Source organism: Paenibacillus campi (assembly GCF_034659835.1).
GTDB classification, from domain to species: domain Bacteria; phylum Bacillota; class Bacilli; order Paenibacillales; family Paenibacillaceae; genus Saccharibacillus; species Saccharibacillus campi.
The window spans coordinates 46,244-71,384 of record NZ_JAXSQZ010000003.1 but is presented as its reverse complement, the minus strand read 5'-3'; the positions used below and the strand labels follow the sequence as shown (position 1 = coordinate 71,384).

Below are 25,141 nucleotides of genomic sequence, written 5' to 3'. Positions count from 1 at the left end.
CAAACTATTACATTGGAGCATCCACCACTGCGGGACGGAATAAGGAGACGGACACCCGTCTCGCCCAGGAAGCTACGAATAGGGAGAGAAGGTAGATTCCAGTGCTCAAAAGAGGTAGGGTATTTTGCTACGCAAAAACCTTTTTTCATTGCACCTCGTGTTTGAAGTTCGCAAACACTGAAGCAGTAGGGTATTTTGCTGCGCAAAACCCTCTTTTCATCGCACCTCGTGTTTGGAAACCGCAAACACTAAAGTCCGTCCTTACCCCTTATTTTCTTCCCGCAGCGAAGTGCAGCTCGCAGCCTACGAGTTGGCATACACGCTCTAGTATAGACAGAGTAAGAAATACTTTAAAATCTACTACGTGCATATAAAACTTGATTTATGATGAAACATCCCGATACTACTCGTCTCCCTTTAAAACCCACTACGTCCATATAAAACTACCCTTCAATGCTCCAGGCATCGGCTTAGCGCCGATCTTTAAAACCCACTACGTCCATATAAACCGCGTAAAGCGCAACCTCATAGTCAATTACTACGATACTTTAAAACCCACTACGTCCATATAAACCCTGCTCTGTGACCATATGTGTCCTATTTCTATCTATCTTTAAAACCCACTACGTCCATATAAAACCCCTGTAAGCGCCAGCACTCAAGCGGAGTAAGTTTACTTTAAAACCCACTACGTCCATATAAAACTACACTGACACCGATACCACACTGCATTACATGTTTGCTTTAAAACCCACTACGTCCATATAAAACCCCACCCCAAAACCACCCAAACCCCTCACCACACAAGCACTCCTCCCCTCCCTCAATCCTCATTTTGCATCGAACCGCCAATCCTGTAAATCGCCTCTCAACTAAAAACCCCAAATCCCCCACCACGCCTGCTCTCCCAGCGATTCGACAACATTCTCGTTCGCTGCAAACTCAACATTATTCCCCTACATGACGTACTTCCAATATTTTTACTTCACCCTCATGTTCCGCTCCGTCTTCCCTTTCCAGCCATGTAATCTTCTCCGCCAATATCTTACCTGCATTGGCAAGCGTCGCCATTTTCAGCGAAAATCCGGCGAGCATTTCTTCCTGGGAGCTTGCAGCGTTGTTGCGCAGATTGCGGCCTTCCTGTTTGGCCATTTCCATCGTGTAGTGGGAAGCGGCTTCCTGTTCTTCGCAAAAATGGTTGTAAATTTCATTCAGTGTCATCGTCTTTAATTGGGTCGTAATCATCGCCTGAATGGTGGCGATCGGTAGGACGGGTTTTAAATTGCAGATTATAATGAGGTAAGCAATATGCTCGCGGGAATATCTTTTTTTGACGGTAGGCGGGATGATTTTCTGTTTGACATAGTTGTTAATCATCGATGGGGTTATAAGCTTGCCTGCGGTTTCACCGGGAAACTGGTGGAACTGTTGCTCTAGCCAGGCGACAAGTTGATCCATATAAATGCCAATGACCGGAAGCTGCTCCCAACGTGGGAAGCGGTAAGCGACCTTCGTTTCGCCCCATTGTTTGAGCTGATCCAATAACGGATATTGCGGTTCCATCGCTTGTGCCTCCTTTCGTTTCCACTCTATTTTATATTCAATTGCGTCATGTTCAGCAGCGTAGCGACTATGTAATTTGCCGTTCATTGCATATGATGATGATGCGCCGTTTGGAGCGCTCAAGCTTATTCACATTCATTGCGAAAAAATATATGCACAGCCAAAGATTTTTTTACATTCATTGCACAAGCTGTGTCAAATAGGAACGAGACCGCAATCACCGTCAGTGTACTTTTGGCGCATTTAGCGCGCAAGCTGTGTTAAACAGGAACAAGATCGTAATCACTACTAGCGTATTTTTGCACATGCATCGTACAAGTTGTGCTCATAAAGCTACATATCCATTGCCTATTTCTTTGTCCAAGCTGTGAACAGAGCGACACTTTAATGATACTGTTTCCTATTATACCGAAAAAAAGCTGAAACGAAAAACATTTCGTTTTCGTAATAACATTTAAAGTTTGTAATCACCATGACATCTAGTTATAATAACTATATGATAGAGTTATACAGTACATATGTCTATTTTGCCTTATTTTGTACATCGTAAATCATTGCAAAATACCATATGCTCACAAGCTTTGAAATTTCGTGCCATCCTGCACATTTCAAGGTATTGTTGAAACCTATGAATGAAAGTAGTGATCTGAATGAGAACAATTGCCTGGGTAACAGATAGCACTGCGATGATGGATGCGGATTTTGCGCGTGAGCATGATGTGTATGTTGTGCCATTATGTTTAATTGCTGGAGACGAAGTATATCGGGAAAATGTTGATATTACGTCCGAGCAATTTTATGAGAAAATGCGTGAGCATGAGAAGGTAAGCAGCTCACAGCCGCCGATTGGCGAATTTGTGCATTTATATGAAAGCCTGAAAGGGCGTTATGATGATATTATCGTCATTCACTGCTCATCTGAACTAAGTGGCACATACCATTCCTCATTGCAAGCTGCCGAGATGGCGGATACACCGGTAATTGGCATCGATTCGAAAATTGGCGCGTTTCCGCTGCGAGAGATGATTTTGCAAGGGATATTGTATCATCGTGAAGGCATGAGTGCAGCCGACATCAGTGAACGGATTCAAGGGATGATTGAAGATATGAGTTTTTATATGATTCCGGCAAGTTTGTCCCAGCTTCATCGTAGCGGACGTGTATCCGGTACACAGCTCGTCATTAGCCAATTGCTCTCCATTCATCTATTACTGCGCTTTCAAGAAGGCAAAGTGATCGTAGAAGACAAAATCCGTACGATGAAAAAGGCGCGCCAAAAGCTGCTAGATGTGTTAAAAAAAGATATTGAGCATGTGCGCGATGTGTGCATTATGCATGCGAACAATATGGAAGGCGCATTCAAGCTAAAAGAAGAAATTATGCATATGGCGCCGCTGCTGCGAATTGAGATCGCTTCCTTTATTCCGGTGGCAGGCATTCATGCCGGTGAAGGTACGCTGGCGCTAGCATGGATTAAAAATCATTATAGTGCATTAGGACGTTTGGGTGCGCCGATCTCGACTATGGCTTGACTTGAGTGTGAGTGGTCGTTTGACTTGAATGTAGAAACCAAACAGGAGCAAGTATCATGCTTGCTCCTGTTTTTATTTATATTGCAGTTCTATCATTCCATCCTACATCATTCGTTCTACCTTTTTACGACTTCCTTGCGCAATATATTTTACGTGATCCCCGACCACAATTAATCCATATTGATCTGAAGATACTTCAATTTCGACACGTTGTTAATTTTCCAACTCAATGGTTACATAAAACTTGCTAGTCGTTTCCGAAGTTTGCATGGGTCTTTTATCTACTATTTTGCTTATCTGTTCAATTACAGGTTGTCGATCATCTTTGCGCTTCTGTTGCGCATCAGCTAAACTAGCAATCAATAGCGCTAAACCAACAATTGCAATAGGAGCCATAATGAATATATGTGTACCATCCATATCGTTATCCCAGCTTTCCCCTATACTTCTATCTTTATCAGATATCTTTAAATTCTCTTTCTCTACTCTATCTCCGTACAACCACATCCTCATAATCCATCCGACTCAACTTATAAAATTTGGCACCGTGCGGCGGGATTTTCACTTCAATATCGTAGCCTACTTGCCCCGCTTCCCCACGTTCCCATAAATTGCGCAGACGGTAATAGCCGCTCGGTAATCCGAGTTGTTCCAAGCTTACTCGCACCAATGCCGGGTCATCTCCAGCATTAAACAACGCCACATAGTGGTCGCCTGTAGTCGCATTTTCGGATGTCCATACAATCCGGTCATATTCATCACGATACACCTGCCGTGCATAACGACCGGAACGATTCGCTTCCAGCACCTCGTCATTCGTGAGTAGCGACATCGTCCAAGCGTCATTATCCCGCAGCTCGCCACCGAACATTAATGGGGAGCGGAAGATTGACCATAACGTCATCATCGTCACTTGCTCATCCTCGGTGAATCGGGTCCAGCGATCGCTAGCGCCGCCATCGACTGAACGAATGCCGATATGACCGAGTGGCAACATATCACAGTCTGGCCAACTGCCTACTTCAACAAACTGTGCCCATTGTTCACAACGCTCAAACATATCGTATAATAGCTCCCATTGATCCCAGAAATCATCCGTAATGCGCCACATATTGGCATTGTCGTGCAATGCTTCATGATAGCCTAGTGGTGCAGGACCTGGTGACAGACTAAGCACGATCGCACGTCCGCAGCGATCGATCGCCTGCCGAATCAGTTCTATTTCCGCCACATGGGTATCGTACAGACGCGACGCGGCGATATCATCCACTTTAACGAAGTCTACTCCCCATTCGGCATATAGCTCAAATAACGAATCATAGTATGCCTGCGCTCCCGGCTTGGATGCATCTACACCGTACATATCCGTATTCCACGGACAGATTGAATTCGTATGGGCAATTTGGCGTGCCGTTATTGTTGTACCTTTGATCGGCGTATCATTATGTACCGCTTGACGTGGAATACCACGCATCATATGAATTCCAAAACTAAGACCAAGGGAATGTACATAATCCGCCAACGGTTTAAACCCTTGTCCATCAGTTGCAGATGGGAAACGATTCGGCGCTGGCATTAAGCGCGAATACGTATCCATTTCCAGCGGTACAAAGGGGCGATATACCGACGATTTTGCTTCCGGTTCGTACCATTGAATATCGACAATGATATATTCCCAACCGAACTGCCGCAGATGAGTTGCCATATATTCCGCATTCGCGCGAATTTCTTCTTCACGTACCGCAGCTCCGTAACTATCCCAGCTATTCCAGCCCATTGGCGGTACGTATGCCCATTGATGATGCCGCATCGTATACACTCCTTATCTGTTCAGCTATATTTATTGCGTTTCTGTTTCGATCATACCGTTTGTAGAGTAGCAATTCAACGGTATTGCCAGACTGAAACAAATTGCAGCATGTTTAATAAAAAATCCAAAAAAAAATGATCATCCTCTAAACTAAAATACACGAAACGACATGTTTCGATATAAAAAATTTTCAAATTTTTTATTTTTTTATTTTTTGAGATATTTAGAAATTAAATAATTCATTTAACAATTCATTATCAACATCAATATTCATATATACAACAAATGAGAATTGTTATCATTTTCAATTTAGGTATTTAGAACTAAAAAAGCATTTTTCCACTGTAAATTTTCCGCTAACATGGTCGATATACTATGTATGACGAAATAGTGTATACGGCTCAGCAATTTAGTAAAATAATCCGTTGGAGTGTGAATGTATGAAACTTTCGATTCAAATGAAATTGATAGCCGGATTTGCAGCCGTAATACTGTTGTTAGTTGCTATTGCTGCTATTAGCATCTTCGGAATTAATGGAATGAGACAAAAAGTAAAAATGATCGATACAAAAGCGATGCCAAGTGTTACCCTGCTCGGAATAATGAATGGAGACGTATCCGATGTCGAACGCCTGATGTTAAGTGTTGGCATAGAGCGTAATCCAGCTCAAGTGAAAATTTTTCAAGGTCGCTTTGACTCGTTACTCCACAAAATCGGAACGGAAACGCCTAAACTCAAAGCATTATTGCAAAGTGAAGAAGAATTAACTCTGTATGATCGTTTCACGACTAACTACAACAGCTATATTGCACTCGTTCCTGATATGATCAAGGCTGGTCAAGCGAATGATCTGCTGAAGCTAAGTGAGTTGCACAGTAAAGCCTATCCACTTTGGTACACAGCGAATAGTTCACTCACCAAACTAATCAATTTAGAAAATGATAATGCTTCGGTAACAACAAGTGCTGCTGCAAATCTTAGCCAGCAAACAATTTTCAATGTGATTATCATTTCTTTGCTTGCTATTTTGGCAGGGCTTGCCATCGCATTGATCATTTCGGCACTTATCTCCAGACCGATCAAACGACTGCAAGCGGCGGCGGAGCAGATTGCTGATGGCGACTTAAGCGGTGAGCTTATTCAGATCAAAAACCGTGATGAAATCGGTATGCTTGCTAATGCCTTCAATTCAATGTCTGGTAACTTGCGTCGCTTGATCGAATCGGTCGCTACCACATCCGAAACACTCGCTGCTTCGTCCGAACAATTAATGGCAAGCAGTGAGCAGAATACCGATGCTTCACGTCAGATTGCCGGGACGATTGGGCAAATAGCGGAAGGCAGCAATCGCCAGGTCGAGTTGACGACCCGTTCTTCGCAGGCGATGCAAGAAATGTCGCTCGGCGTTGAACAGATCGCTACGCGTGCCCAGACCGTATCTGGCTCTGCTGCTGAAGCGGCGTCCAAGTCCGCCGATGGCAATGAAGCGATTCGTACCGCTGTCGCACAGATGGATTCGATTCAAAGTTCCATGTCTTCTCTGTCCAAAATTGTACAGGAACTGAGCGAGCGTTCCCAAACGATCGGTAATATTAGCGATGTCATTACTGGCATTTCCTCACAAACGAATCTGCTCGCGCTAAATGCCGCAATCGAAGCGGCACGTGCCGGTGATGCCGGACGCGGCTTTGCTGTTGTAGCGGATGAAGTGCGTAAACTGGCGGAGCAAGCGGCGGATTCGGCTCGTCAAATTACCGAGCTCGTAACCGCAATTCAGAAAGAAACATATCGTGCTATCCAGGCAGTTGAAGTAAACACACAAGAGGTCAGCAAAGGAATTGCGTCGGTATCTGTTGCTGGCACCGCTTTTGAAAATATATTGACTGCTGTGAATAAAGTGGCTGGAGATATAGAGGACGTATCGGCAGGTACGGAGCAAATGTCCGCCAGTACCGAAGAACTGATGCGTTTTGCTAACGAAATTGCGCGCATTACCGAAGAAACGTCTGCTGGAACGATGAATGTCTCCGCTACAACGGAGGAGCAACTTGCTTCGATGGAAGAAATCACGTCCTCCTCCACCGCACTCGCTGCAACTGCCGAGCAATTGCAAGCACAGATTAGCGAATTTAAAATATAAAAGCATGACCCATATGTCTTTAGCCGCTTTGAGCGTCCATCTGTGCAATATTTATGCGCAGATGGACGCTTTTTGTTGTCAATGAACAATTGTATCCATTTGTCGATAATAGCTGGAATTTATTATCCAAAACAAGGTACAATAAAGGTAATTGAACAGTATGCTCAAGCGAGCAGAGATAATACCGATCATTATCGATTGCATAACAAGTGGAATAACTGCTTGGATGAGCTCATTAATGACTGCTTTAATGATCACTATGCTATACAATATTGCTCACATGAATTATGCGCCGCTTGCAGTCGTGATGGATGATCGCTATCTACAATATACACGATGCAATCGCTCAATCCGAAAGGAGGACGCAGATGAACGAGCATGACAAACAGCCGTTGCAGCCAGATGCCAAGCCGCTGCATCTTACCAAGTCTTCCCCGCCGCCTGCACTTCCTGCCGTAACCGACGTCCCGGCAGTTACCGCTCCTGGGCGCTCATTTTGGGCAGCATTTCGTCATTTATTCGACACACGCTTGCTCGTCGTCGCGGTCGCAACGCTCATCGTCATCTGTATTCTCGTTGCGACAACTTGGCTGAAGCCGCTTATGCATATACAATCTAATGAAGCAAACTGGGGGGAATTAGAGCCGTTTCGTGTTTATCAGAGTGAGCAAATTGGCAATCAGAGTCTGACTTCTGCCATCGAACATCACTATATTCAAACTATCAATAAAACCGCTGAGCAAACTGGCTACCGCCTGACCATTAATGCCGTAACCGCAGACGAAAGTCGCCTCATTGTGCTCTACACTGCCCATACCGACCGTGACTCCGCCATTCCGGGCATGAGCAGTGTCAAATTGCGTAATGTAGCGACCGGCAAACCGCTTAGTCTCTCTCCTGCCCGGCTTAATGGTGCTCCGGACACACAAGACCCGCGGCAATATTACGGCACAGCTACTGTACGCTTGAATCCAAAGCAACCATTTCCACGTGAAATTGCAGCGCAGTTTCAAATTATATCTACCGACAACAGTACGAAAGGTGTAGCAACGGCGGATCGTGTCCATTATTCGCCTACATTGCTGTTGCATATTTCGCTGGCACCGCATTTTCAGCGTCAACAAACAGAGATCATTTATCCGAATCGCCAAATTACATGGAGTGCGCATACGATTACATTATCACGGGTCGAAATTTCCCCGCTGGAAATACGTGTACGTTTTACAGCGGACGAAAATGTGCACGGTGCGATCGCCAAACAATTATGGCTAATTCCGCAAGCTATGATTTCGGAAAAAGGAGAACAATCGGTCACATTGCAACCGATCGGTAGCCGTCTGATCAGTGAAAGTCCGTATACGTTTGAACATGTGTTTTACAGCAATCTGCTCGATAATCCCGATTCGCTCCAACTTGTCGTCAAACCGCGCGATGCGGTAGCCTACGAAGACGTACGCATCATCCGAATCAAATAACTAACATAACAATCGCCAAAAGCGCATCAAATTACAAGATGCGCTCTTTGCTCTGCTATGCCGATTGTGGCGCTAATGCCTGAATTGAATTCCAAATAATCACTTTCCACCCCATCGCTAAAAATAACGCCTTCTTCCGGCATCTGTGACACGATGCGCAGTGGCTCGCCTTCAATACCAATACGCCCAAACACCAGTTCAGCCGACGTGGTGCGGCTAGGGAATGGCTCACGTACACTAAAATATAAATAAGGCGCATTCCAATCAAATGATGCCGATAATTGCGGCAATGGCTGTCGTCTGCTACTATCCTGCTCGTCGTAGGATTGACCAGCACGATCATGAGCGAGACTGACGATACCGGCAGCGCCGGTCAATACACTTTTGAGCCAACCGGTGGCACCCATACCGGTCGATACGATAACCCCGCTCGAAGATTGCTGTTCCATGCGTCCGCGATAGCTAATTTCATATCGGGCAGACACATGCGTTTTACGACCGATAAATAAGTCATTCACACCGTATAGCACTTGACCATCATTGAGTGTAGCACAGGCGAGTCGTACATCCCGCACGTGACGCTTGCGTGCAAACACTTCCGGTACAAGCAAGCTCAGATCATCAACGCCAAACGGCAACAGCACCCCATCCCAGCGTCTTGGGTCTGGGTTTACGCCGATCAATGGCAGCCCGGTCGCATACTTCATCGTATTCGCTACCAATCCATCCTGACCGAGTACAACGACCACATCGTCACGTCCAAAAATAAAGCTAGGCACATGTTCCCGATCAAGCAACTGTACACGTCCGAGTTGCTGCAACTGGAGCATCACACGCTCCAGCGCCAGTTGATAGTGCTGATCTTCCTGTACATAATCGCTAAAATCGGCACCCATACGTTCGATATAAAATTGTGCCTGCTGTACCGTATTGTAACGCACGATCAACTCTTGCAAACGTGTTCTGCGCTTCACTACAATCAGCTTATTTTCCGTTAAACGCGATGTCATCGTTCTCTGCCTCCTCGTCCGGTAGCAGCATTCGACTCATGTAACAATCCTTGCAACAGATCAGGCGAAATATTAAGCTGACCGATCCGTCCGGCATTTTCTGCGATGCCTTGGAATGCCATAGCGATCAATTGATCCGGTTTCATACCCATACTTGCCATCGCTTGCAATACATGCGGCTGTACGCCTTCAAGCGATTGCATCACCGCCGACATTTCATAAGCGCGCGCATCCGCTTGTGCTTTGTCGTTAGAAACGGTCAGTTCGATCAGCTGGCTTTTGCGTTCTTCCAGTTCGGTATCAAAGCGCAATTGTTCTTCTTCCATCTCATTTTGCTTGATTTTGACCGAACGCTCGGCTTCAAGCTGTGTTTCGCGAATTTGCCGCTTTTTCGTTTCGACGGCGATTTCGGTATTCAGTTCATTTTCGCGTACTTTGCGCTCTTGTTCGATCGAAGCGTTACGGCGCTCGTAGAGCGCTTCATCCGCACTGCGCAATATTTGCTCACGCGCTTGTGCTTCAAGTGCTCGCATCGTCTCTTTGTTAGGCAGTATGGCAACGATCGATAGCCCCATCACTTCGATCCCCAGCTTTTGCAGTTCCGGATTGTTTTGAATTTGGGCGCTAATTTGACGCACGAGCGACTCGCCCGCCTGAATGGCTTCACGCAGTGGAAGCTGCTCGATGCGCTGCTTCATCATCACCTGCACGATATGGATTACCCGTTGCGACAACTTTTCGGGATCATCGGACAAATAGCGATTTTTTTTCAAATTGTACGTGTAGTTCAAAATGCGGGTCGTTTGGTGATAATCGATAATTCGATAGGTGACTTGCCCCTGTACAGTCACCGTCTGATAATCGCTAGTAATTTCTTCAAACATAAATGGCACATCGATCGACGATACCGGTACAACAACGACCGAAGTCGTTGGCTCATAGTAATAAAAAGAAAGACCGATGCCTTCTTTTACAATTTTCCCGTTTTTAATTTTCATTACATAATCACTCGGTTGGAATTTGGCAAATCGCAGTCCGAACATAAGTCGCTCATCCTCTCTGTTATGCTATTAATGTTATTAACTTTTTGATAATATCTTTAGTTGGCATGATTGTAACATAAGATTATGATATAATCAATATGATATTAACAAAATATTTATATGATCATTTCGGTTTTGTTTATGGTATGTTGGGCATAGCTTGCTGGAAAGATAACAAATCGTCGTTACCTACTATTTACGTACATAAAAATCGTGTAAAAGGAGGCAAATGATGTCCCGATTTCAACCGGTACAGCCGCCGATGTTAGAGCATGGACTGCTGCATGAACATTATCAATATGTTGAATACACATCTGCGCCAGCTTTGCGACCATTTGTATGCTGTTATTGGAGTTCGGCTGTGCAGCCACAGTATGGCAGTCAAATGCATCGAATTGTGCCGGATGGCTGTATCGATATTATTTTCGATCTGTATGCAACCGATCATCGTGGTGCCTTTTTATCGTCATTAATGCGTTCATATGAAGTGATGGAGCTGGCGGAAACGATGGCGTTTTTCGGCATTCGTTTATATGCGAGTGAAGTGCGGCATTTGCTCGGTGATGCGGGAACTGCGCTGACAGGAATACAGGTAACACTGGAACAATGGTTAGGCTCTGCTGCTGCTTCGATCCAAGAATATATCGTCACAGCGCCGTCGATGCAGCAGCGCATCGGGCGAACCGATCGCTGGTTGTTGAAGCTACTCCGTCAGCAGGATGACATGAATACACAGCGTTTGCATGGAATCGTACAATCGATTCATGCGAAGCAAGGTCGGCTGACGATTCGTGAATTGGCGCAACAGATGCACTACAGCGAACGCACATTACGACGGCTGTTTCAGCAAGAACTGGGCATTTCGCCCAAAGAATGGTCGGATATGATACGATTTCAGGTGGTGCTACGTTATTTTCAGTTTGCGAATGCTAAAGTCTGGCCTAAACAGTATCAGCCACCAGCTTCAGATGATGTAGCAAATGCAGAACTTTTTAAAAATGATGATGTGCAATATCAGTCACTTCCCTACGCTATTACTGGAAAAGGATCATTACAGCAACTGACACTGCGCGAAGTAGCTGTACATTTTGGTTATTATGATCAAGCGCATCTGAATCTTGCGTTTCAGCGTTATTATGGCGTATCACCCGGTCAATTGATAATGAATGATTATAGGAACGAACATACTGATCAAAATTAATGTCGCGATAGAGTCGGGAATGAGTGGACATTGTCCGTTTTTTCCAAGCGGCAGTACAAATAGGGATCGTATAATGAAAGAGCAGCATGATCACTTTTGACAACAGTGCGACTATGTTTGCACAATGTCTATTTTACAATCTCAATCGAACAGGAGTGCATTAGCATGAAGTTGAATATGAAATATATCATTTTGTATGTGAACGATCTGGAAGCTTCGCTGCATTTTTACCGTGATTTGCTAGGGCTTTCGATCAAAATGCAAGTGGATACGTATGTGGAGTTTGAGACAGGGGCGACTACATTGTCGCTTAATACACGAACTTCGGTTAATGAGCTGCTTAATTTGGGCTTGACTGCCGATATGTCCGCCACAAGCACGTTTGAAATTGGTTTTGTAACTGAAGATGTGCACGGTACGATGGAGCAGCTTCGTCAGCAAGGCGTACCGATCGTACGCGAGCCGGAAACTAAACCGTGGGGACAGACGGTTGCTTATGTCACCGATCCGGACGGTCATTTGGTGGAGATTTGTACGGCGGTAGGCTAAACGGATCATTGTCTATAATCGTTATCTGTACAACATCTATAACAATAGTTCAGAAGATCGCATAGGATGATGTCATCGTAAGATGGCGAATTTGCGATCTTTTTGGCATGGTATAGCAATTACCATCGCTTGCTGACTTGTACTATGTTCACTCAAATACATAGAAGATAACGTTTTTAATGTATTGACATTTATCGATAAAGGTGATTGATTACGAACGAATGGTTTATATTATTTCTAGGAAGTTTATCATTTATACAGCAAGCTTGTACGGAGTATAAGGGAAATCGATGCGCTCATTAGCTGATATGAATGTTGATGCTGTGATCATAGTTGATACAATCATGCGTAAATAAGACATATTAATTATAATTAGGAAACATTTCTTTATACCTATCTGTGTCGAATAATAAGGCAGATTAGACTAAAAACATTGCTTTTAATGTTCCTTTTAGAGTGAAAATGTTGGTAAAAGTAATATTTTATAAATAATTTGAATGGAACATGTATTTTGTATTGCGCCATTAGTCCCAAAGAAGTATTATATAGCTACACATCATATTACGGCTTCAAAATGATACATTTTTACTCGTTTTACTTGTAGATTTATTTGTATTATCACCATTCCTATTGCCTCGCAATGATCATAATATGCACGTAATCTAACTTGTATTTGTTTTCATTCTACTATACAGATTGGTATACATCGTATAGTTTGCAGCTGTACTATCTTATTACTGTGCACGGCGGGGATGAATCAACATTGCAGCCATTTTATAGGAACGATTGCTCGGCAAAGACACAACTATTTTAGCGTAAATAGACTAATGCTTAATCGATGTAACATACGATCTATTTAATACATGTTTATTGGTACTATTAATCGAAAGAGGTGATCCTGATGAGTTTGATGGTCGATTATTGTCCGCGTTGCGGTTCTGTATATCAAAAAAATCTGCGTAATATGTGCAATGGATGCCGAGATGAGTTGGACGGAGCGATGAATCGTTGTCTGGATCACTTATGGCGGTCTCCAAAAAGTACCACTGAGGAGCTGAGTCAAGCTTCCGGTATCGGTATGCAGGAACTGTATCAATTTATTCAAGCAGGCAAATTTTCACATACGTATATCAATTTGACGTTCCCTTGTGAATGCTGCCAAAAACCGATTCGTCAAGGTCGACTATGCGATCATTGTGTGGGCTCATTCCGTGAGGCATTCCCGACGCCAGTAGCTGCCGCTCAGCCTGCCGCACGAGCACACGGAGCCAAAACAAGCCAGAAAACACTGTATACATCGCGAACAGGTTCACGTTATTAAGCAAGCTAATACGTTCATGAGCTAGATTGATTCGATCCGGTTAGTGGATAGTCGCTAATCTACGCTAGTGCCTAAACGCATAGTAGCCAATAGCATACTAAAGCCCGGTTCTCCCTTCAATTCGTAGGAAAAACCGGGCTTTTACTCGTCTGCCGTTTATGATTTAAAATAGCGATTTTGATATACAATCGATGGTGCATTTCAGCATGCACACTAGCAAGCAAGTACAATCACTGTATGAACGATATCGCTTATTCTCGCTTCATTTCAATGCTTCATATAGCGATTACATAATAAAATGAGATATGCTGTCCATTTACTGCAAACCTGCGGTTTGTAATGATTTGGCATATGCGTCTGTCATATATGCGGTCAACTTATCCGCGCCAGCTTGTTTAAAGGAGTCGATCGCTTTCGTTTTAGCGGCGGCAAAATCCTCGTCTGATTTGGATAAAATCATCGTCGCTGCGGTACGTGCAGCCAGTTCTTTTAATTGTGTTTCTTGCTTTAACAGATCGTCCGGCAATACCGGCAGTACGACTGTGTTTTCTTTAATAATTTGTTCAGGAGACATATTTTTCAGCGGTGTATTATCATCTTGCAGCTTGCCTGCTTGTACGAGTTTGGAGAACACTTCACCTGGATAGGCGGCGCCATAATGTTTGCTGAAATCTTGCTCTAATGTCGTTGAGCTGGCTGCCATCGCTGCTTCGGTCGAAAACAGGTTCACAGGTGTATCATTGTTCGGATCGATAACGCTGCCACCTAAGCCGATTAAATTTTGATCAAGCGCGATCCCGCTACGTTCCCAGGCGTCGCCGCCATTCACTTTCATAGCGATCGTTTCTGTCGTAAGCTGTGGCTTGCCGTTTACTTCGTTCCAGTTTTCGCCTTTGATACCGCTGTACATCGTACGTGCGCCTTCATAGGAATGGATGTAGTTCAGGAATTCCATCGCTTTTTCAGGATATTTAGAGCTTTTGGAAATCGCATAGCTTTTGTCTGCCCAGCCGACCGGGCGTACGCCTCCACTCCATGCTTGTTTGCCTGCCGGAATGACCATAAAGCCCTTGCCATCTTTCGCATATTTGGCATTAAAATCACCCATTGCCCATGTTGCCGGGCCGAGAATGAATTGACCGGCTGTTGCTTTTGCCATATAGTCGTTATTTTTCATCGTTAACGCATCTGGATCAAGCAAGCCCATCCGGTATGCTTTATTATAGAAATTCATCGCTACCCAGTAGTTGGAATTTTCATCGGTCAGCACATTGATCAGGCGATGCTCACCAAGCGGCTTGGCAAATAAATCCGAGCTACCGCTTGCGGTCTGACCGGTCGTCCAGGTGAACGGGATAATGTACGGCCATAAGCCCCAATCTTGCCACATCGATACACCGTATATTTTTTTGCCTTCTGCGGTCGTTGGATGCTTAGCGCTAATCTGTTGCAACACACTTAGCAGATCATCGGTCGTTTGGATCGGCGGTGTGCCGATTTCTTGATAATAATCCCAGCGAATTGTAGGCCCGATCGTCAAATTCGGATACACCGGGCTTGGATCGGCTTGTACTTGTGGTGGCAAAAAATAGAGCTTGTTTTGCCCTTCGCTCCAGTTTTTGCGGCTGTACTCGACAACGGTTGGAATCGTCTGCTCAACATCTTTGCCGTATTGTTTCATCAGATCGTCCAGCGGGACAATCAGTTTGCCATCGATCAATTGCTTGCCATATTGCGTCGGATCAGCACGCACGATATCAGGCAGATCGCCACCGGCGAGCAGTACATTCATTTTGTTAGCATCAGCTTCGACATATTCAATTTTTACGCCGATTTTGTCTTCGATCGCTTTAGCGATTTGGCTATCTGGGTATGTGTTCCAGCTTGTCCCGGTTTCGTTTACTAACACACGCAATGTTACGATACCGTTCGCATCCTTCGTCCCTGCCTGGCTTGCACCGCTATCGGTGCCCGTTGCTCCGCCAGAACAAGCTGTAAGCGTTACCATAAATGAAAGCATTAATCCGGCGAATACACGGGCTTTAGCTCGTTTTTGCATAAGATTGACCTCCTTTGAGATAAACATACCTGAAGTGAAGCGGAATCGTTTACGCGAACGAATAATCTGCACGATCATGATCAAGCTTTCATTAGCCTTTGACCGCACCCATCATAATGCCTTTGACAAAAAAGCGTTGCAGCATCGGATACACAATGACGATTGGCAACGTCACGAGCATCGTAATCGTCATTTGAATCGATTGTGGGGTCATCGTGCGCACTTCGGCAGAATTGGTCATTTCTGCTGCACTCATACTGGAGATGCTGTTAGACTGATTCAGGAAATTGTACAGCACTAACTGCAATGTTTGCAGATTCGGATTCTCGACCAAAAAGAAATTATCGAACCAAGTGTTCCACTGCCCGACTGCCGAGAAGACAGCGATCGTAGCGATAATCGGTGTCGATAACGGGAAAATGATACGCGTAAATGTCGTCCAGTAACCTGCACCGTCGATCCGTGCCGATTCCTCCAATGCTGGCGGCAATTGCTCGATAAATGTTTTAATCAAAATGATATTAAAGCCGCTAAGCGCAGTTGGCAACACATATAGCAGAAAATTATTTTGCAGCCCGTATGCTTTCATCGTCAAATACCACGGGATAAAGCCGGCGTTAAAGTACATCGTTACGAGTACAAAGCGATAAATAAGTCGCCGCAGCGGCATTTCTTTTTTCGTAATCAAATAAGCGAAAAAGGAGCAGCAAAGCACGGTTAACAATGTACCGACTACCGTCCGCAGCACCGATACAAGCGCTGCTTCCTGCAATCCGTTTAGTTGCAGTGTAGCTTTATAGCTTTCCAACGAAAAGCCTGCTGGCCATAAAAATACACCGCTTTGTGCCCGAAATGAGTCACTGATCGAATAGATCAAAATATAATAAAACGGATAGATCGTAACGACAAGCAGCAGCGATAACAACGTATAATTAATTACATTAAAAATCAAATCCGACCATTGCATCGGTTTGCGGGATCGTTCAGCCCGCATGCTGAGCGCTTTACCCATACTATCCTTCCTCCTTCTCCGGCAGAACATGGATTAAATAATGCTCTCACCACGCACTTTTTTGGATAAGCTATTGATCATAAACAGCAAGGCGATACTAATTACCGATTTGAACATACCGACTGCTGTCGAATATGGATAATCATTCGTTACGAGACCGAGACGGTATACGTACAGATCAAGCACTTCAATTTTGTCTGCAACCATAATATTGTTAAATACGAGATATTGTTCAAAGCCCGCCGATAGCAGATTGCTTACAGCAAGCAGCAGCAATACGATAAATGTCGGCATAATATTCGGAATCGTAATGTATAGTATGCTGCGAATGCGCCCCGCACCGTCGATGCGTGCAGCATCGTATTGCTCACCGTCAATACCGACGATTGCAGCAAGGTAAATAATCGCATTCCAGCCAATCGTTTTCCAAATGAGCAATAGCGTCTGCACAAGCCACACATGATCCGCATTGCCGAGTACGTTGAGTGGTGTATCGCTTAGACCGAGGCGCGCAATGATCGTATTAATCGCTCCTTCTGAGCTAAACATGCTAAAAGCGAGCGAGAAGACGATAATCCAGCTAATGTAGTTGGGCAATGTTGTCGTCGTCTGAATGAGTCGTTTGAAAAAACCGCTGCGCACTTCTGAGATCATAATCGCCAGCAGCAACGGTAGCGGTGCCGCCACAATCGACAGCAAGCTAAGCGCCAGCGTATTGATCATAACACGCAACATATCGCGGTCATGTAGCATCTCTCTAAAATGCTCCATCCCAACAAACGCCGTCTGACTGAGCGGAATACCCGGTCGATAATCAAAAAATGCATACACCCAACCGAATAACGGCACATAACTGAAAGCGATTACAAAAATGATAAACGGCAGTGTCAGCAGCAGCAATTTGATCCCGTCTGCATGTAGCTTGCGCTTGCGGGTTTGGATGACTTCCCCTTTTTTGTACGTGATCTCCACAGCGGAACCTCCTTTGGGTAGACAGGATGTGTGAACGTGTTTTTGTTCATATTGAGCAACGAGGCTGTCATATGGCACATCGTCGAGAGAGCTGGTATTTACATATGAAGCAGTCCTCGCCCGTTCATCACCTGACCTAAGCCTAAGCTTATTGTTTCTGCTTCAAGCGATGATATCAGCCGAACCAGCTTGTTGCTTGAGCCTGCATTTAGTGTAATATGCTGTCATTCCATGCTGAATGAACGATCTTCCAAAAAAGCTGAACAATCTACAGATGCTACGCTGGAATTAGGAAAAGATGCGGTTGAGTTGAACGATCTACAGATGCGGTTGAACAAAAACGCAGGTAGGGCTGGAGGAAAACTAATGTTGTGCCCGTACATTCGATAGCCGATTGGGGTTACAGTAAATACGATGAGTACATCGCTGCTTAAAACGAGAGTGGCATTCATCCAGCTTATGACTTGAATTTGCATATGGTATATACTCCCTTTTGAAAATAAAACAGATCAAACTATCTGCTATTCACAGCACATCAAGTAAATGTCTGGCAATACAATTACCAATCAGATATGATCAATTTAGTAATTTAACTATACATAACAAAGGGGTAGTGACATTGAAAAAGGGATTTGTGTTATGGTTTGGTTTATTTTTAATGCTGGCATGTAGTATGAACGCCGAGGCAGCAACGACTAATGAAGTGGATGTAACGGACAATTTGCCTGCGAGCGCATTTTCCGCTTCATCAGTTTGGACAAAAGACGGCGACAGTCGGAATTTTGGCCCACAACGAGCGTTTGATAATGTGTGGAACGAAGATAATGGCGGGTATCAATCCGGGCGCAGTGACAACCCACCGCAATGGATTGCTGTTGATCTAGGTGCACCGAAATCGATTACTAAGCTTAGTTATCAAGCCGATTCATCGTATGACTTTGCGTATGATATGAAAGATTTTACCGTGTCTGCTTCTAACGATAATAAAAACTGGACAGAACAGTATACTAGCACTGCGTTAGGTAACAACAGTAAACAACAATTTCCGATTTCCGCCACGGGTAGTTTCAGATATTGGAAAATCACAGCTAATAATACGATCGGTGGCAAAAACATCGTCATGATCGGTGAAATGGAATTGCTAGCTCCACCTGAACCTTGCTTAGTCGATGTAACCGATAATTTGCCGATCGATGCATTTTCTGCTTCATCGGTCTGGACAAAAGATGGAGATAGCCGCATGTTCGGGCCACAAAAAGCATTCGATAATGTGTGGAATGAAAACAATGGCGGCTACCAGTCCGGTCGCAGCGACAATCCGCCACAATGGATTGCCGTCGATCTCGGTGAACCGAAATCGATTAGCAAACTTAGATATCAAGCCGATTCATCGTATAATTTTGCTTATGATATGAAAGACTTTACCGTGTCCGCTTCTAATGATAATAAAAATTGGACAGAGCAATATACCGGCACCGCTTTAGGCAATAACACCAAACAACAATTCCCGCTTTCCCCTACCGGTAGTTTCAGATTTTGGAAAATTACCGCTTCTAATACGATTGCTGGCAAAAATATCGTGATGATCGGTGAAATAGAATTGCTTGCTCCTACTACTTCGTTAATCGATGTAACGGACAATTTGCCTACGAGTGCGTTTGAAGCGTCGTCAGTTTGGGAAAAGGATGGCGACTCTAGATATTTTGCTCCATATAAAGCATTTGATAATGTATGGAATGAAAACAATGGCGGCTATCAATCCGGTCGTAGTGACAACCCACCGCAATGGGTTAAGGTCGATCTGGGCGCACCCAAATCGATCACCAAAATTAGATACCAAGCCGATTCATCGTATAACTTTGCTTATGATATGAAAGATTTTGTCGTGTCCGCGTCCAATGACAATAAAACATGGATCGAACAATATAAAGGTACAGCTGTAGGCAACAACAGCAAACAAGAATTTCCGCTTTCCTCGACCGGCAGTTTCAGATATTGGAAAATCACGGTTTCCAATACGATCGATAGTAAAAATATTATTATGATCGGTGAAATGGAACTGCTTGCACCACCGACCGTTTGTCTCATTGATGTGACGGACAATTTGCCTACCGATGCATTTAAAGCATCTTCAGTCTGGACAAAAGATGGTGACAGTCGTGATTTTGGCCCGCAAAAAGCGTTTGATAATGTGTGGAATGAAAACAATGGTGGGTATCAATCTGGACGCAATGACAATCCGCCGCAATGGATTAAAGTCGATCTGGGCGCACCCAAATCGATTGTGACACTGCGATACCAAGCAGACACATCGTATGATTTTGCCTATGATATGAAAGATTTCACCGTGTCCGCGTCCAATGACCAAAACACATGGACTGATGTGTATTCAGGTACCGCGCTAGGCAATAATAGCCAACAACAATTTCCGCTCCAATCCACCAGCAGTTTCAGATATTGGAAAATTACACCTAACAATACGATCGGTGGTAAAAACATCGTTATGATCGGCGAACTGGAATTGCTCGCACCTGCTCCGTAAATGAATACCTATTCAAAATCAGCTTATACTACACTAGCCATTGCATCATCCTGCCCAAAATAGGGGCAGGATTTTTGCTATCCTCATTTGACCTGCTGCTACATCATATCAAACAGGATCACCCATATATGGATGATCCTGTTTAAAGATAAATATTTATGATGCAAAACAACTTCAATCACATAAATAGCTGCTTTGGATACAGACTTACTTCTCCATCCATGCTGAGCTAACCGACGAACCCGCTTGTTTCATCAACCGCTCTACCATTTCCACATACGCCACCTGCAAACGACGTGTAATCGTCCCCGGCGTACCCGTACCGACCGGACGACCATCGATCGCGATAATCGGTGCTGCTTCCATCGTTGTGCTCGTCAGGAACACTTCATCCGCAAAGAGCAGCTGCTCTTTGCCAAATGCTTGCTCCACATACGGAATGTCCAGCTGTCCGGCAAGACGCCGAACGACCTGCTTTGTAATACCATCCAGAATGAGATTACCGTTCGGATGCGTATAGATTACGCCGTCTTTGACGATCAGCAAATTGGAGGCAGTACATTCGGTGACCGTGTCGTTGCTGCGAATGAGGATCGCTTCTTTGGCACCGGCTTCAGCCGCCTGCTGTTTGGCAAGCGTATTAGGCAGCAGGTTGAGCGATTTAATATGACAACGTAACCAGCGAATATCTTCCAATGTGATCGCTTCAATTCCATTTTCGATCAGATCGGCAGGACGTGCTAACGGCTCACAATAGCCGAGCATCACAGCTTCGCACACTTCCGGGAAAAGATGCGCCCGCTTCGCTTCACCGCGTGTAAATTGAATATATAGCATCCCATCCTGTGCACCGAGTGTAGCCGCCAGCTCATCAAGCATTATGCTAAGCTGTTCACGACTCCAATGCAGCTCGATTTTAATCTCACGCAAGCTGTTGTACAGGCGCTGCAAATGCGCTTCTTTTTCAAATAAAATGCCTTTATACAACCGAAACACTTCATAAATGCCATCGCCAAAATAATACCCACGATCCCGGTATGACACATGTACTTCTTCTTCCTCAACCAGCTTTCCGTTCCAGAGCAGCAGCATAATTAACCTCCATATAGCGATAATAGGTGAGCCGATTCGTAGCCTGACACACTATGTGTGCCGTTTGTTTGATGCTTGCATTGTATCATATCTCAGCTTTGATCGCCCGCTTTGCGCAGTGGCATGCTTGCTTCATCGACTAGCCGTGGTAAACGAATCGTCACTTCGGCGCCGTGTGGCACCTGTGGAATCGTAACCCCATACGGCTCGCCAAAATATAACTGAATCCGCTTATTAATATTGTACAGCCCTACTCCGCTGCCAGAGCTGTTCGTATGCCCCGTATAACTAGCACGCTCGGCGTTTGTTAGGTTTGTATCTGTTAACGACACGCCATTATCCCCATTCGCCGTTTGAACATACTTAGACGTTGCAGCTTCCTGATCGGCAGGAGCCGCTCCCCTGACGCCAGTAGCGAGCTGCTGATTCAGCTGCTCACGCACTTCAGCCGTAAAGCCGCTGCCGGAATCAACGACCGATAGCCATAGATCGCGTCCATCCTCATACGCTTCGATGCTAATCTCGATCCCTTCGCCATCTTGCCGTCCAGACTGGATCGAATTTTCGACAAGCGGTTGTAAAATAAAGCGCGGTATCCGGCAATCCAGCAATTCCGGTTCGATATCAAACGTAAATTCAATCGTACTGTTAAAACGCAAATTAATAATTTTAATATAATTTTCCAAATAACTTAGCTCATCACGCAATGTGCACATACTGTCTTTACTGGCGAAGATCGGACGCAGCATATTGCCGAGCGCCACCACACTAGTTACAATCTGATCCGCTTTGATCATCGTTGCCATCCAGCGAATCATATTCAGCGTATTGTACAAAAAATGCGGATTGATCTGATATTGCAACGCCTCAATTTCCAGTTCGCGCCGCTGTTCTTGAATTTCATTATTACGTCGCAACAACTGTACGATGCTAAGCGACATTTCATTAAAACGCCGCATAACGGTGCCAAATTCATTGTTCGGAATATCGGTAAAGGTTACACCTAGCTCGCCTTTGCTCATATCACGCAGCTTATGCGCCAGCAGCTTGAGTGGCCGAATCATTCGTTTCAAGAAAAAATACGAAACGCCAAAAATAACGAGAATGCTCAAACAAAATACGATCACCATAATACGCTGCACCGAGAAAATCTGCTGTGAAAACAGACCAAGCGGCACTTCGCGCATCATATACCAGTCACCGGCTTGCAGCTTATAATACACAATTTGAATCGGATCGCCATTTTTGACCGTATCGTAGCTGCCAAAGTTGGCATCGCTGCCAGGTGGCGGTAAATACGGGCTCTTTTGCCCAACTTCGTCGATGCTGCTGCCCGAGATGATCGTGCCCTCCGCATTAATAATATACGTATTGCCTGCTGCCATATCGAGCGATGCCGAATACGTCGATGCTAAATAATGCTCATCCAAATTAAAAATCAAAGTTGCATTTGTATTCGGTTCATATAGCGCCCGTACCCCACGAATAAGGCTAATTAACCGATCGTCCTTTGGCGCACTAATGTACGGATTGTAATATGACTCAGTCATACCGCCGATCACCGTTAAATTCGGAAAAGCTTGTTTTGCCCGTTCATAACCTTGTGAGCGAAAAAAGTTAGCCGTCCATGCCGCTTCCTCATGCACAAGCGTACGGGTCGCATCTCCACCAAGCGCACCGTTATGATCGGTAATAATGTAGATGGAATGGATATAATTATAATTGCTAATAAAGTTGGCGATACGGGCGTAGATGTCTTTTTTTAAGTCGATATTTTCAAGTTCGGTGCGATAATCATCACTTTGCAAATAGCTTTGCACATTGCCATCAAGCAAAAACAGCTTGGACAAACGATCGACATCGCTAATCAGACTGTGGATATTATGATCGTTTTGCTGAAATTGCTGGTACAACAGCTGTTCATTTTGCTCCTTAATGAGTCCGAGCATAAATGTATACAAAAAATACGTAGCTAGCGAAAACACGATCATACTAACCGCCATAAAATAGACGATCAGCTGTGTGCCAAGATGCTGAATATTGCTTTGTTTGCCAGATCGTCGCCATCGCCTCATTCGCGCTTCGCTCCCGTCATATCGAAGCCAGCACCGCCTTTAAGCGATTGGCGTCGATATTCATTCGGATTAAGCCCGGTCACTTTTTTGAACACTTTGCTAAAATACGTATATTCCGGCGAGAAGCCGACCTGAACGGCGATATCATACGATTTCATATTCGTGCCGATAAGCAGTTCTTTGGCGCGTTCGATCCGGTAACGGTTTAAATAATCGACAAAGGTAATTTGCAATTCTTTTTTAAACAGATTGCTCAAATAACCAAAGCTCAGCGATACATGCTCGGCAACCTGCTGAAGGCTAATATTTTGCGCATAATTATGCTTAATGTATTGGATCGCCTGGGCAATCTCATGACTCATATGCAGCAAACTATGCGCATATTCCGCTACCCGCACAAAATAGTTATACACTTGCGCTAACATATCAGGCAGCGTATCGCAGCGCTCCAACTCGGCGGTAATGTCGAGCAGCAGTAACTTTTCATTTTGATGTTGTTCGTACAGACTGGTGCTAATCCATTGTACAAATTGAAACAGTAGCGGCTGCATCGTTGCTGGGTCTTCGTGCAAACGCTCGCTTAACAGCCGAATATAGTCGCTATAACGCTGCTGCTTGAGCGGCGATAGCAGCGCCTTGACTGGCGAATGATCGCGTAATTGTTCTAGCGCTCGCTCCAATGGCACGAGATCAAGCCGTTCATCCGGCTCATGCAGCAGCCCGCCGCCGGTGAGCAACTTGTGGCGTAACGCTTGCTGCGCCTCGTGATACAAGGATGATAAATTTTTGTATGCGCTATCAATTTTACTGATGCCGACCGACACCGAACCGCCAAAGCAGCCATATACCGCCGTCTGTACCTGGCATGCAATCAAACGTAACTGCTGACGAATCTGTTGCTCGGAATGCATATCCTCAAAGCTCAAAATGAGCAAATAATGCGTACGATCCATATAAAATCCTTCCCCACGTTCAAAGGAAGTCGTGATCTCGTCCAGCATATTCAAAATCGTCATTTTGATCAAATGACCATGCTCATCACGAAATTTGTCACGCAGTCGTGCATATTGATCCAGCTCAACGACACAAACCGCTAACCTAGCAGGCGCAAGCCGTAGTCCGCTCTGCCGTACGAACTGTTCAAATTCACCTGCCGAATAAATGCCGTACAGCAAAAAGTCTTTAAGTACTTTTTCCTTCACCAGCTCCAAACTTGCCGATGGCACAGCCGCACTATCTGCTGTACTAACGACTGTACGTTCCTGCCGTTGTTCATCCAGTTCGTGGCGCACACTGTTGAGCGTAGTGGCAATCTCATCCTCTGTCATCGTAAGCTTAAGAATATAACCAGACACACCGAGTGACATCGCCCGCCGGGCAAGCTCAAACTCCTCCAAACAGGACAGCACAATAATACGCGTCTGCCGATCCTGCTCGCGAATACGGGAAATCAGTTCCATCCCATCCATACGCGGCATACGAATATCGGTAATGATCACATCCGGTTTGTCCTTATCGTACGCCTCCAATGCACTCTGACCATCCGGTAAATCAGCAATGACCTGCATACCGAATCGGCTCCAATCGACCGAGTTTTTTAAGCCGATGCGCACAAGCATCTCATCTTCGACAATCATCACATTGTACATTCCGCTCACTCCTCGATTCAGGTTTATGGCAGGGATTGCCGGAGTCTTACGTAGAAAGGGGATGGTCTTGGACTGCGCACAAGCATCGTTTCGTT

The 25,141-nt window shown here is 44.9% G+C and carries 18 protein-coding genes and 1 CRISPR repeat array; of the genes, 7 read left to right on the top strand and 11 right to left on the bottom strand.

What is annotated here, in order from left to right:
• Positions 1–348 precede the first annotated feature (348 nt).
• A CRISPR array of direct repeats spans positions 349–769; the repeat unit is 27 nt; unit sequence CTTTAAAACCCACTACGTCCATATAAA.
• A gap of 179 nt (positions 770–948) precedes the next feature.
• A complete protein-coding gene (locus U1I11_RS09220) occupies positions 949–1,563 on the bottom strand; it encodes a DUF1836 domain-containing protein (RefSeq protein ID WP_322905803.1) in 615 nt (204 codons plus the stop codon).
• Between the two features lie 650 nt (positions 1,564–2,213).
• On the opposite strand from U1I11_RS09220, the gene U1I11_RS09215 reads away from it, so the two are divergent.
• Complete coding sequence (locus U1I11_RS09215) at positions 2,214–3,095, top strand: DegV family protein (RefSeq protein ID WP_322905802.1); 882 nt, start codon at positions 2,214–2,216, stop codon at positions 3,093–3,095.
• Positions 3,096–3,308: 213 nt separating this feature from the next.
• On the opposite strand, the gene U1I11_RS09210 is transcribed toward U1I11_RS09215, so the two are convergent.
• Entirely contained in the window at positions 3,309–3,596 is a 288-nt protein-coding gene (locus U1I11_RS09210) for a hypothetical protein (RefSeq protein WP_322905801.1), read from the bottom strand.
• Positions 3,583–4,905, bottom strand: coding sequence for a glycoside hydrolase family 27 protein (locus U1I11_RS09205; RefSeq protein ID WP_322905800.1), 1,323 nt, complete (start codon positions 4,903–4,905; stop codon positions 3,583–3,585). Before U1I11_RS09205 ends, U1I11_RS09210 begins: the two co-directional genes overlap by 14 nt.
• Positions 4,906–5,345: 440 nt before the next feature.
• On the opposite strand from U1I11_RS09205, the gene U1I11_RS09200 reads away from it, so the two are divergent.
• Together U1I11_RS09200 and U1I11_RS09195 are read left to right on the top strand one after the other, a co-directional pair.
• Complete coding sequence (locus U1I11_RS09200; protein ID WP_322905799.1) at positions 5,346–7,046, top strand: methyl-accepting chemotaxis protein; 1,701 nt, start codon at positions 5,346–5,348, stop codon at positions 7,044–7,046.
• A gap of 368 nt (positions 7,047–7,414) precedes the next feature.
• Positions 7,415–8,521, top strand: coding sequence for a DUF4179 domain-containing protein (locus U1I11_RS09195; protein ID WP_322905798.1), 1,107 nt, complete (start codon positions 7,415–7,417; stop codon positions 8,519–8,521).
• A 26-nt stretch (positions 8,522–8,547) separates the two neighbouring features.
• On the opposite strand, the gene U1I11_RS09190 is transcribed toward U1I11_RS09195, so the two are convergent.
• On the bottom strand, positions 8,548–9,531 hold the full coding sequence (locus U1I11_RS09190) for an NAD(+)/NADH kinase (protein WP_322905797.1): 984 nt from the start codon (positions 9,529–9,531) through the stop codon (positions 8,548–8,550).
• On the bottom strand, positions 9,528–10,574 hold the full coding sequence (locus U1I11_RS09185) for an SPFH domain-containing protein (protein ID WP_322905796.1): 1,047 nt from the start codon (positions 10,572–10,574) through the stop codon (positions 9,528–9,530). Before U1I11_RS09185 ends, U1I11_RS09190 begins: the two co-directional genes overlap by 4 nt.
• 229 nt (positions 10,575–10,803) lie before the next feature.
• On the opposite strand from U1I11_RS09185, the gene U1I11_RS09180 reads away from it, so the two are divergent.
• From U1I11_RS09180 to U1I11_RS09170, 3 genes are all read left to right on the top strand, one after another.
• Positions 10,804–11,775 (top strand): helix-turn-helix transcriptional regulator, encoded by a 972-nt coding sequence (locus U1I11_RS09180; RefSeq protein WP_322905795.1) that lies wholly within the window; start codon positions 10,804–10,806, stop codon positions 11,773–11,775.
• 165 nt (positions 11,776–11,940) lie between these two features.
• A complete protein-coding gene (locus U1I11_RS09175; RefSeq protein WP_322905794.1) occupies positions 11,941–12,324 on the top strand; it encodes a VOC family protein in 384 nt (127 codons plus the stop codon).
• A gap of 901 nt (positions 12,325–13,225) precedes the next feature.
• The gene (locus tag U1I11_RS09170; protein WP_322905793.1) at positions 13,226–13,645 is read left to right on the top strand and encodes a hypothetical protein; all 420 of its coding nucleotides are present in this window, start codon (positions 13,226–13,228) and stop codon (positions 13,643–13,645) included.
• 316 nt (positions 13,646–13,961) lie between these two features.
• On the opposite strand, the gene U1I11_RS09165 is transcribed toward U1I11_RS09170, so the two are convergent.
• The 3 genes from U1I11_RS09165 to U1I11_RS09155 all read right to left on the bottom strand — a co-directional run bounded on the left by U1I11_RS09165 (position 13,962) and on the right by U1I11_RS09155 (position 17,688).
• Complete coding sequence (locus tag U1I11_RS09165) at positions 13,962–15,704, bottom strand: type 2 periplasmic-binding domain-containing protein (protein WP_322905792.1); 1,743 nt, start codon at positions 15,702–15,704, stop codon at positions 13,962–13,964.
• Between the two features lie 91 nt (positions 15,705–15,795).
• Positions 15,796–16,716 carry a carbohydrate ABC transporter permease gene (locus U1I11_RS09160; RefSeq protein ID WP_322905791.1) on the bottom strand — a complete coding sequence of 307 codons (921 nt, stop codon included), beginning with the start codon at positions 16,714–16,716 and terminating at the stop codon, positions 15,796–15,798.
• Positions 16,717–16,749: 33 nt separating this feature from the next.
• Positions 16,750–17,688 carry an ABC transporter permease subunit gene (locus tag U1I11_RS09155; RefSeq protein WP_322905790.1) on the bottom strand — a complete coding sequence of 313 codons (939 nt, stop codon included), beginning with the start codon at positions 17,686–17,688 and terminating at the stop codon, positions 16,750–16,752.
• Positions 17,689–18,307: 619 nt separating this feature from the next.
• Here U1I11_RS09155 and U1I11_RS09150 point away from each other — a divergent pair.
• On the top strand, positions 18,308–20,230 hold the full coding sequence (locus U1I11_RS09150) for a discoidin domain-containing protein (RefSeq protein WP_322905789.1): 1,923 nt from the start codon (positions 18,308–18,310) through the stop codon (positions 20,228–20,230).
• Between the two features lie 207 nt (positions 20,231–20,437).
• On the opposite strand, the gene dat is transcribed toward U1I11_RS09150, so the two are convergent.
• The 3 genes from dat to U1I11_RS09135 form a co-directional block, all read right to left on the bottom strand.
• Entirely contained in the window at positions 20,438–21,322 is an 885-nt protein-coding gene (dat, locus tag U1I11_RS09145) for a D-amino-acid transaminase (protein ID WP_322905788.1), read from the bottom strand.
• A 92-nt stretch (positions 21,323–21,414) separates the two neighbouring features.
• Positions 21,415–23,397, bottom strand: coding sequence for a sensor histidine kinase (locus tag U1I11_RS09140; RefSeq protein WP_322905787.1), 1,983 nt, complete (start codon positions 23,395–23,397; stop codon positions 21,415–21,417).
• The gene (locus tag U1I11_RS09135; RefSeq protein WP_322905786.1) at positions 23,394–25,046 is read right to left on the bottom strand and encodes a response regulator; all 1,653 of its coding nucleotides are present in this window, start codon (positions 25,044–25,046) and stop codon (positions 23,394–23,396) included. Before U1I11_RS09135 ends, U1I11_RS09140 begins: the two co-directional genes overlap by 4 nt.
• Positions 25,047–25,141: the final 95 nt, after the last annotated feature.

Excerpts from the sequence above, each read along its gene's own strand:
- U1I11_RS09185 (WP_322905796.1), bottom strand. The coding sequence starts at position 10,574 with ATGTTCGGACTGCGATTTGCCAAATTCCAACCGAGTGATTATGTAATG.
- U1I11_RS09135 (WP_322905786.1), bottom strand. The coding sequence starts at position 25,046 with ATGTACAATGTGATGATTGTCGAAGATGAGATGCTTGTGCGCATCGGC.
- U1I11_RS09140 (WP_322905787.1), bottom strand. The coding sequence starts at position 23,397 with ATGAGGCGATGGCGACGATCTGGCAAACAAAGCAATATTCAGCATCTT.
- U1I11_RS09175 (WP_322905794.1), top strand. The coding sequence starts at position 11,941 with ATGAAGTTGAATATGAAATATATCATTTTGTATGTGAACGATCTGGAA.
- U1I11_RS09215 (WP_322905802.1), top strand. The coding sequence starts at position 2,214 with ATGAGAACAATTGCCTGGGTAACAGATAGCACTGCGATGATGGATGCG.
- U1I11_RS09220 (WP_322905803.1), bottom strand. The coding sequence starts at position 1,563 with ATGGAACCGCAATATCCGTTATTGGATCAGCTCAAACAATGGGGCGAA.
- U1I11_RS09165 (WP_322905792.1), bottom strand. The coding sequence starts at position 15,704 with ATGCAAAAACGAGCTAAAGCCCGTGTATTCGCCGGATTAATGCTTTCA.
- dat (WP_322905788.1), bottom strand. The coding sequence starts at position 21,322 with ATGCTGCTGCTCTGGAACGGAAAGCTGGTTGAGGAAGAAGAAGTACAT.
- U1I11_RS09160 (WP_322905791.1), bottom strand. The coding sequence starts at position 16,716 with ATGGGTAAAGCGCTCAGCATGCGGGCTGAACGATCCCGCAAACCGATG.
- U1I11_RS09190 (WP_322905797.1), bottom strand. The coding sequence starts at position 9,531 with ATGACATCGCGTTTAACGGAAAATAAGCTGATTGTAGTGAAGCGCAGA.
- U1I11_RS09205 (WP_322905800.1), bottom strand. The coding sequence starts at position 4,905 with ATGCGGCATCATCAATGGGCATACGTACCGCCAATGGGCTGGAATAGC.
- U1I11_RS09200 (WP_322905799.1), top strand. The coding sequence starts at position 5,346 with ATGAAACTTTCGATTCAAATGAAATTGATAGCCGGATTTGCAGCCGTA.
- U1I11_RS09195 (WP_322905798.1), top strand. The coding sequence starts at position 7,415 with ATGAACGAGCATGACAAACAGCCGTTGCAGCCAGATGCCAAGCCGCTG.
- U1I11_RS09180 (WP_322905795.1), top strand. The coding sequence starts at position 10,804 with ATGATGTCCCGATTTCAACCGGTACAGCCGCCGATGTTAGAGCATGGA.
- U1I11_RS09170 (WP_322905793.1), top strand. The coding sequence starts at position 13,226 with ATGAGTTTGATGGTCGATTATTGTCCGCGTTGCGGTTCTGTATATCAA.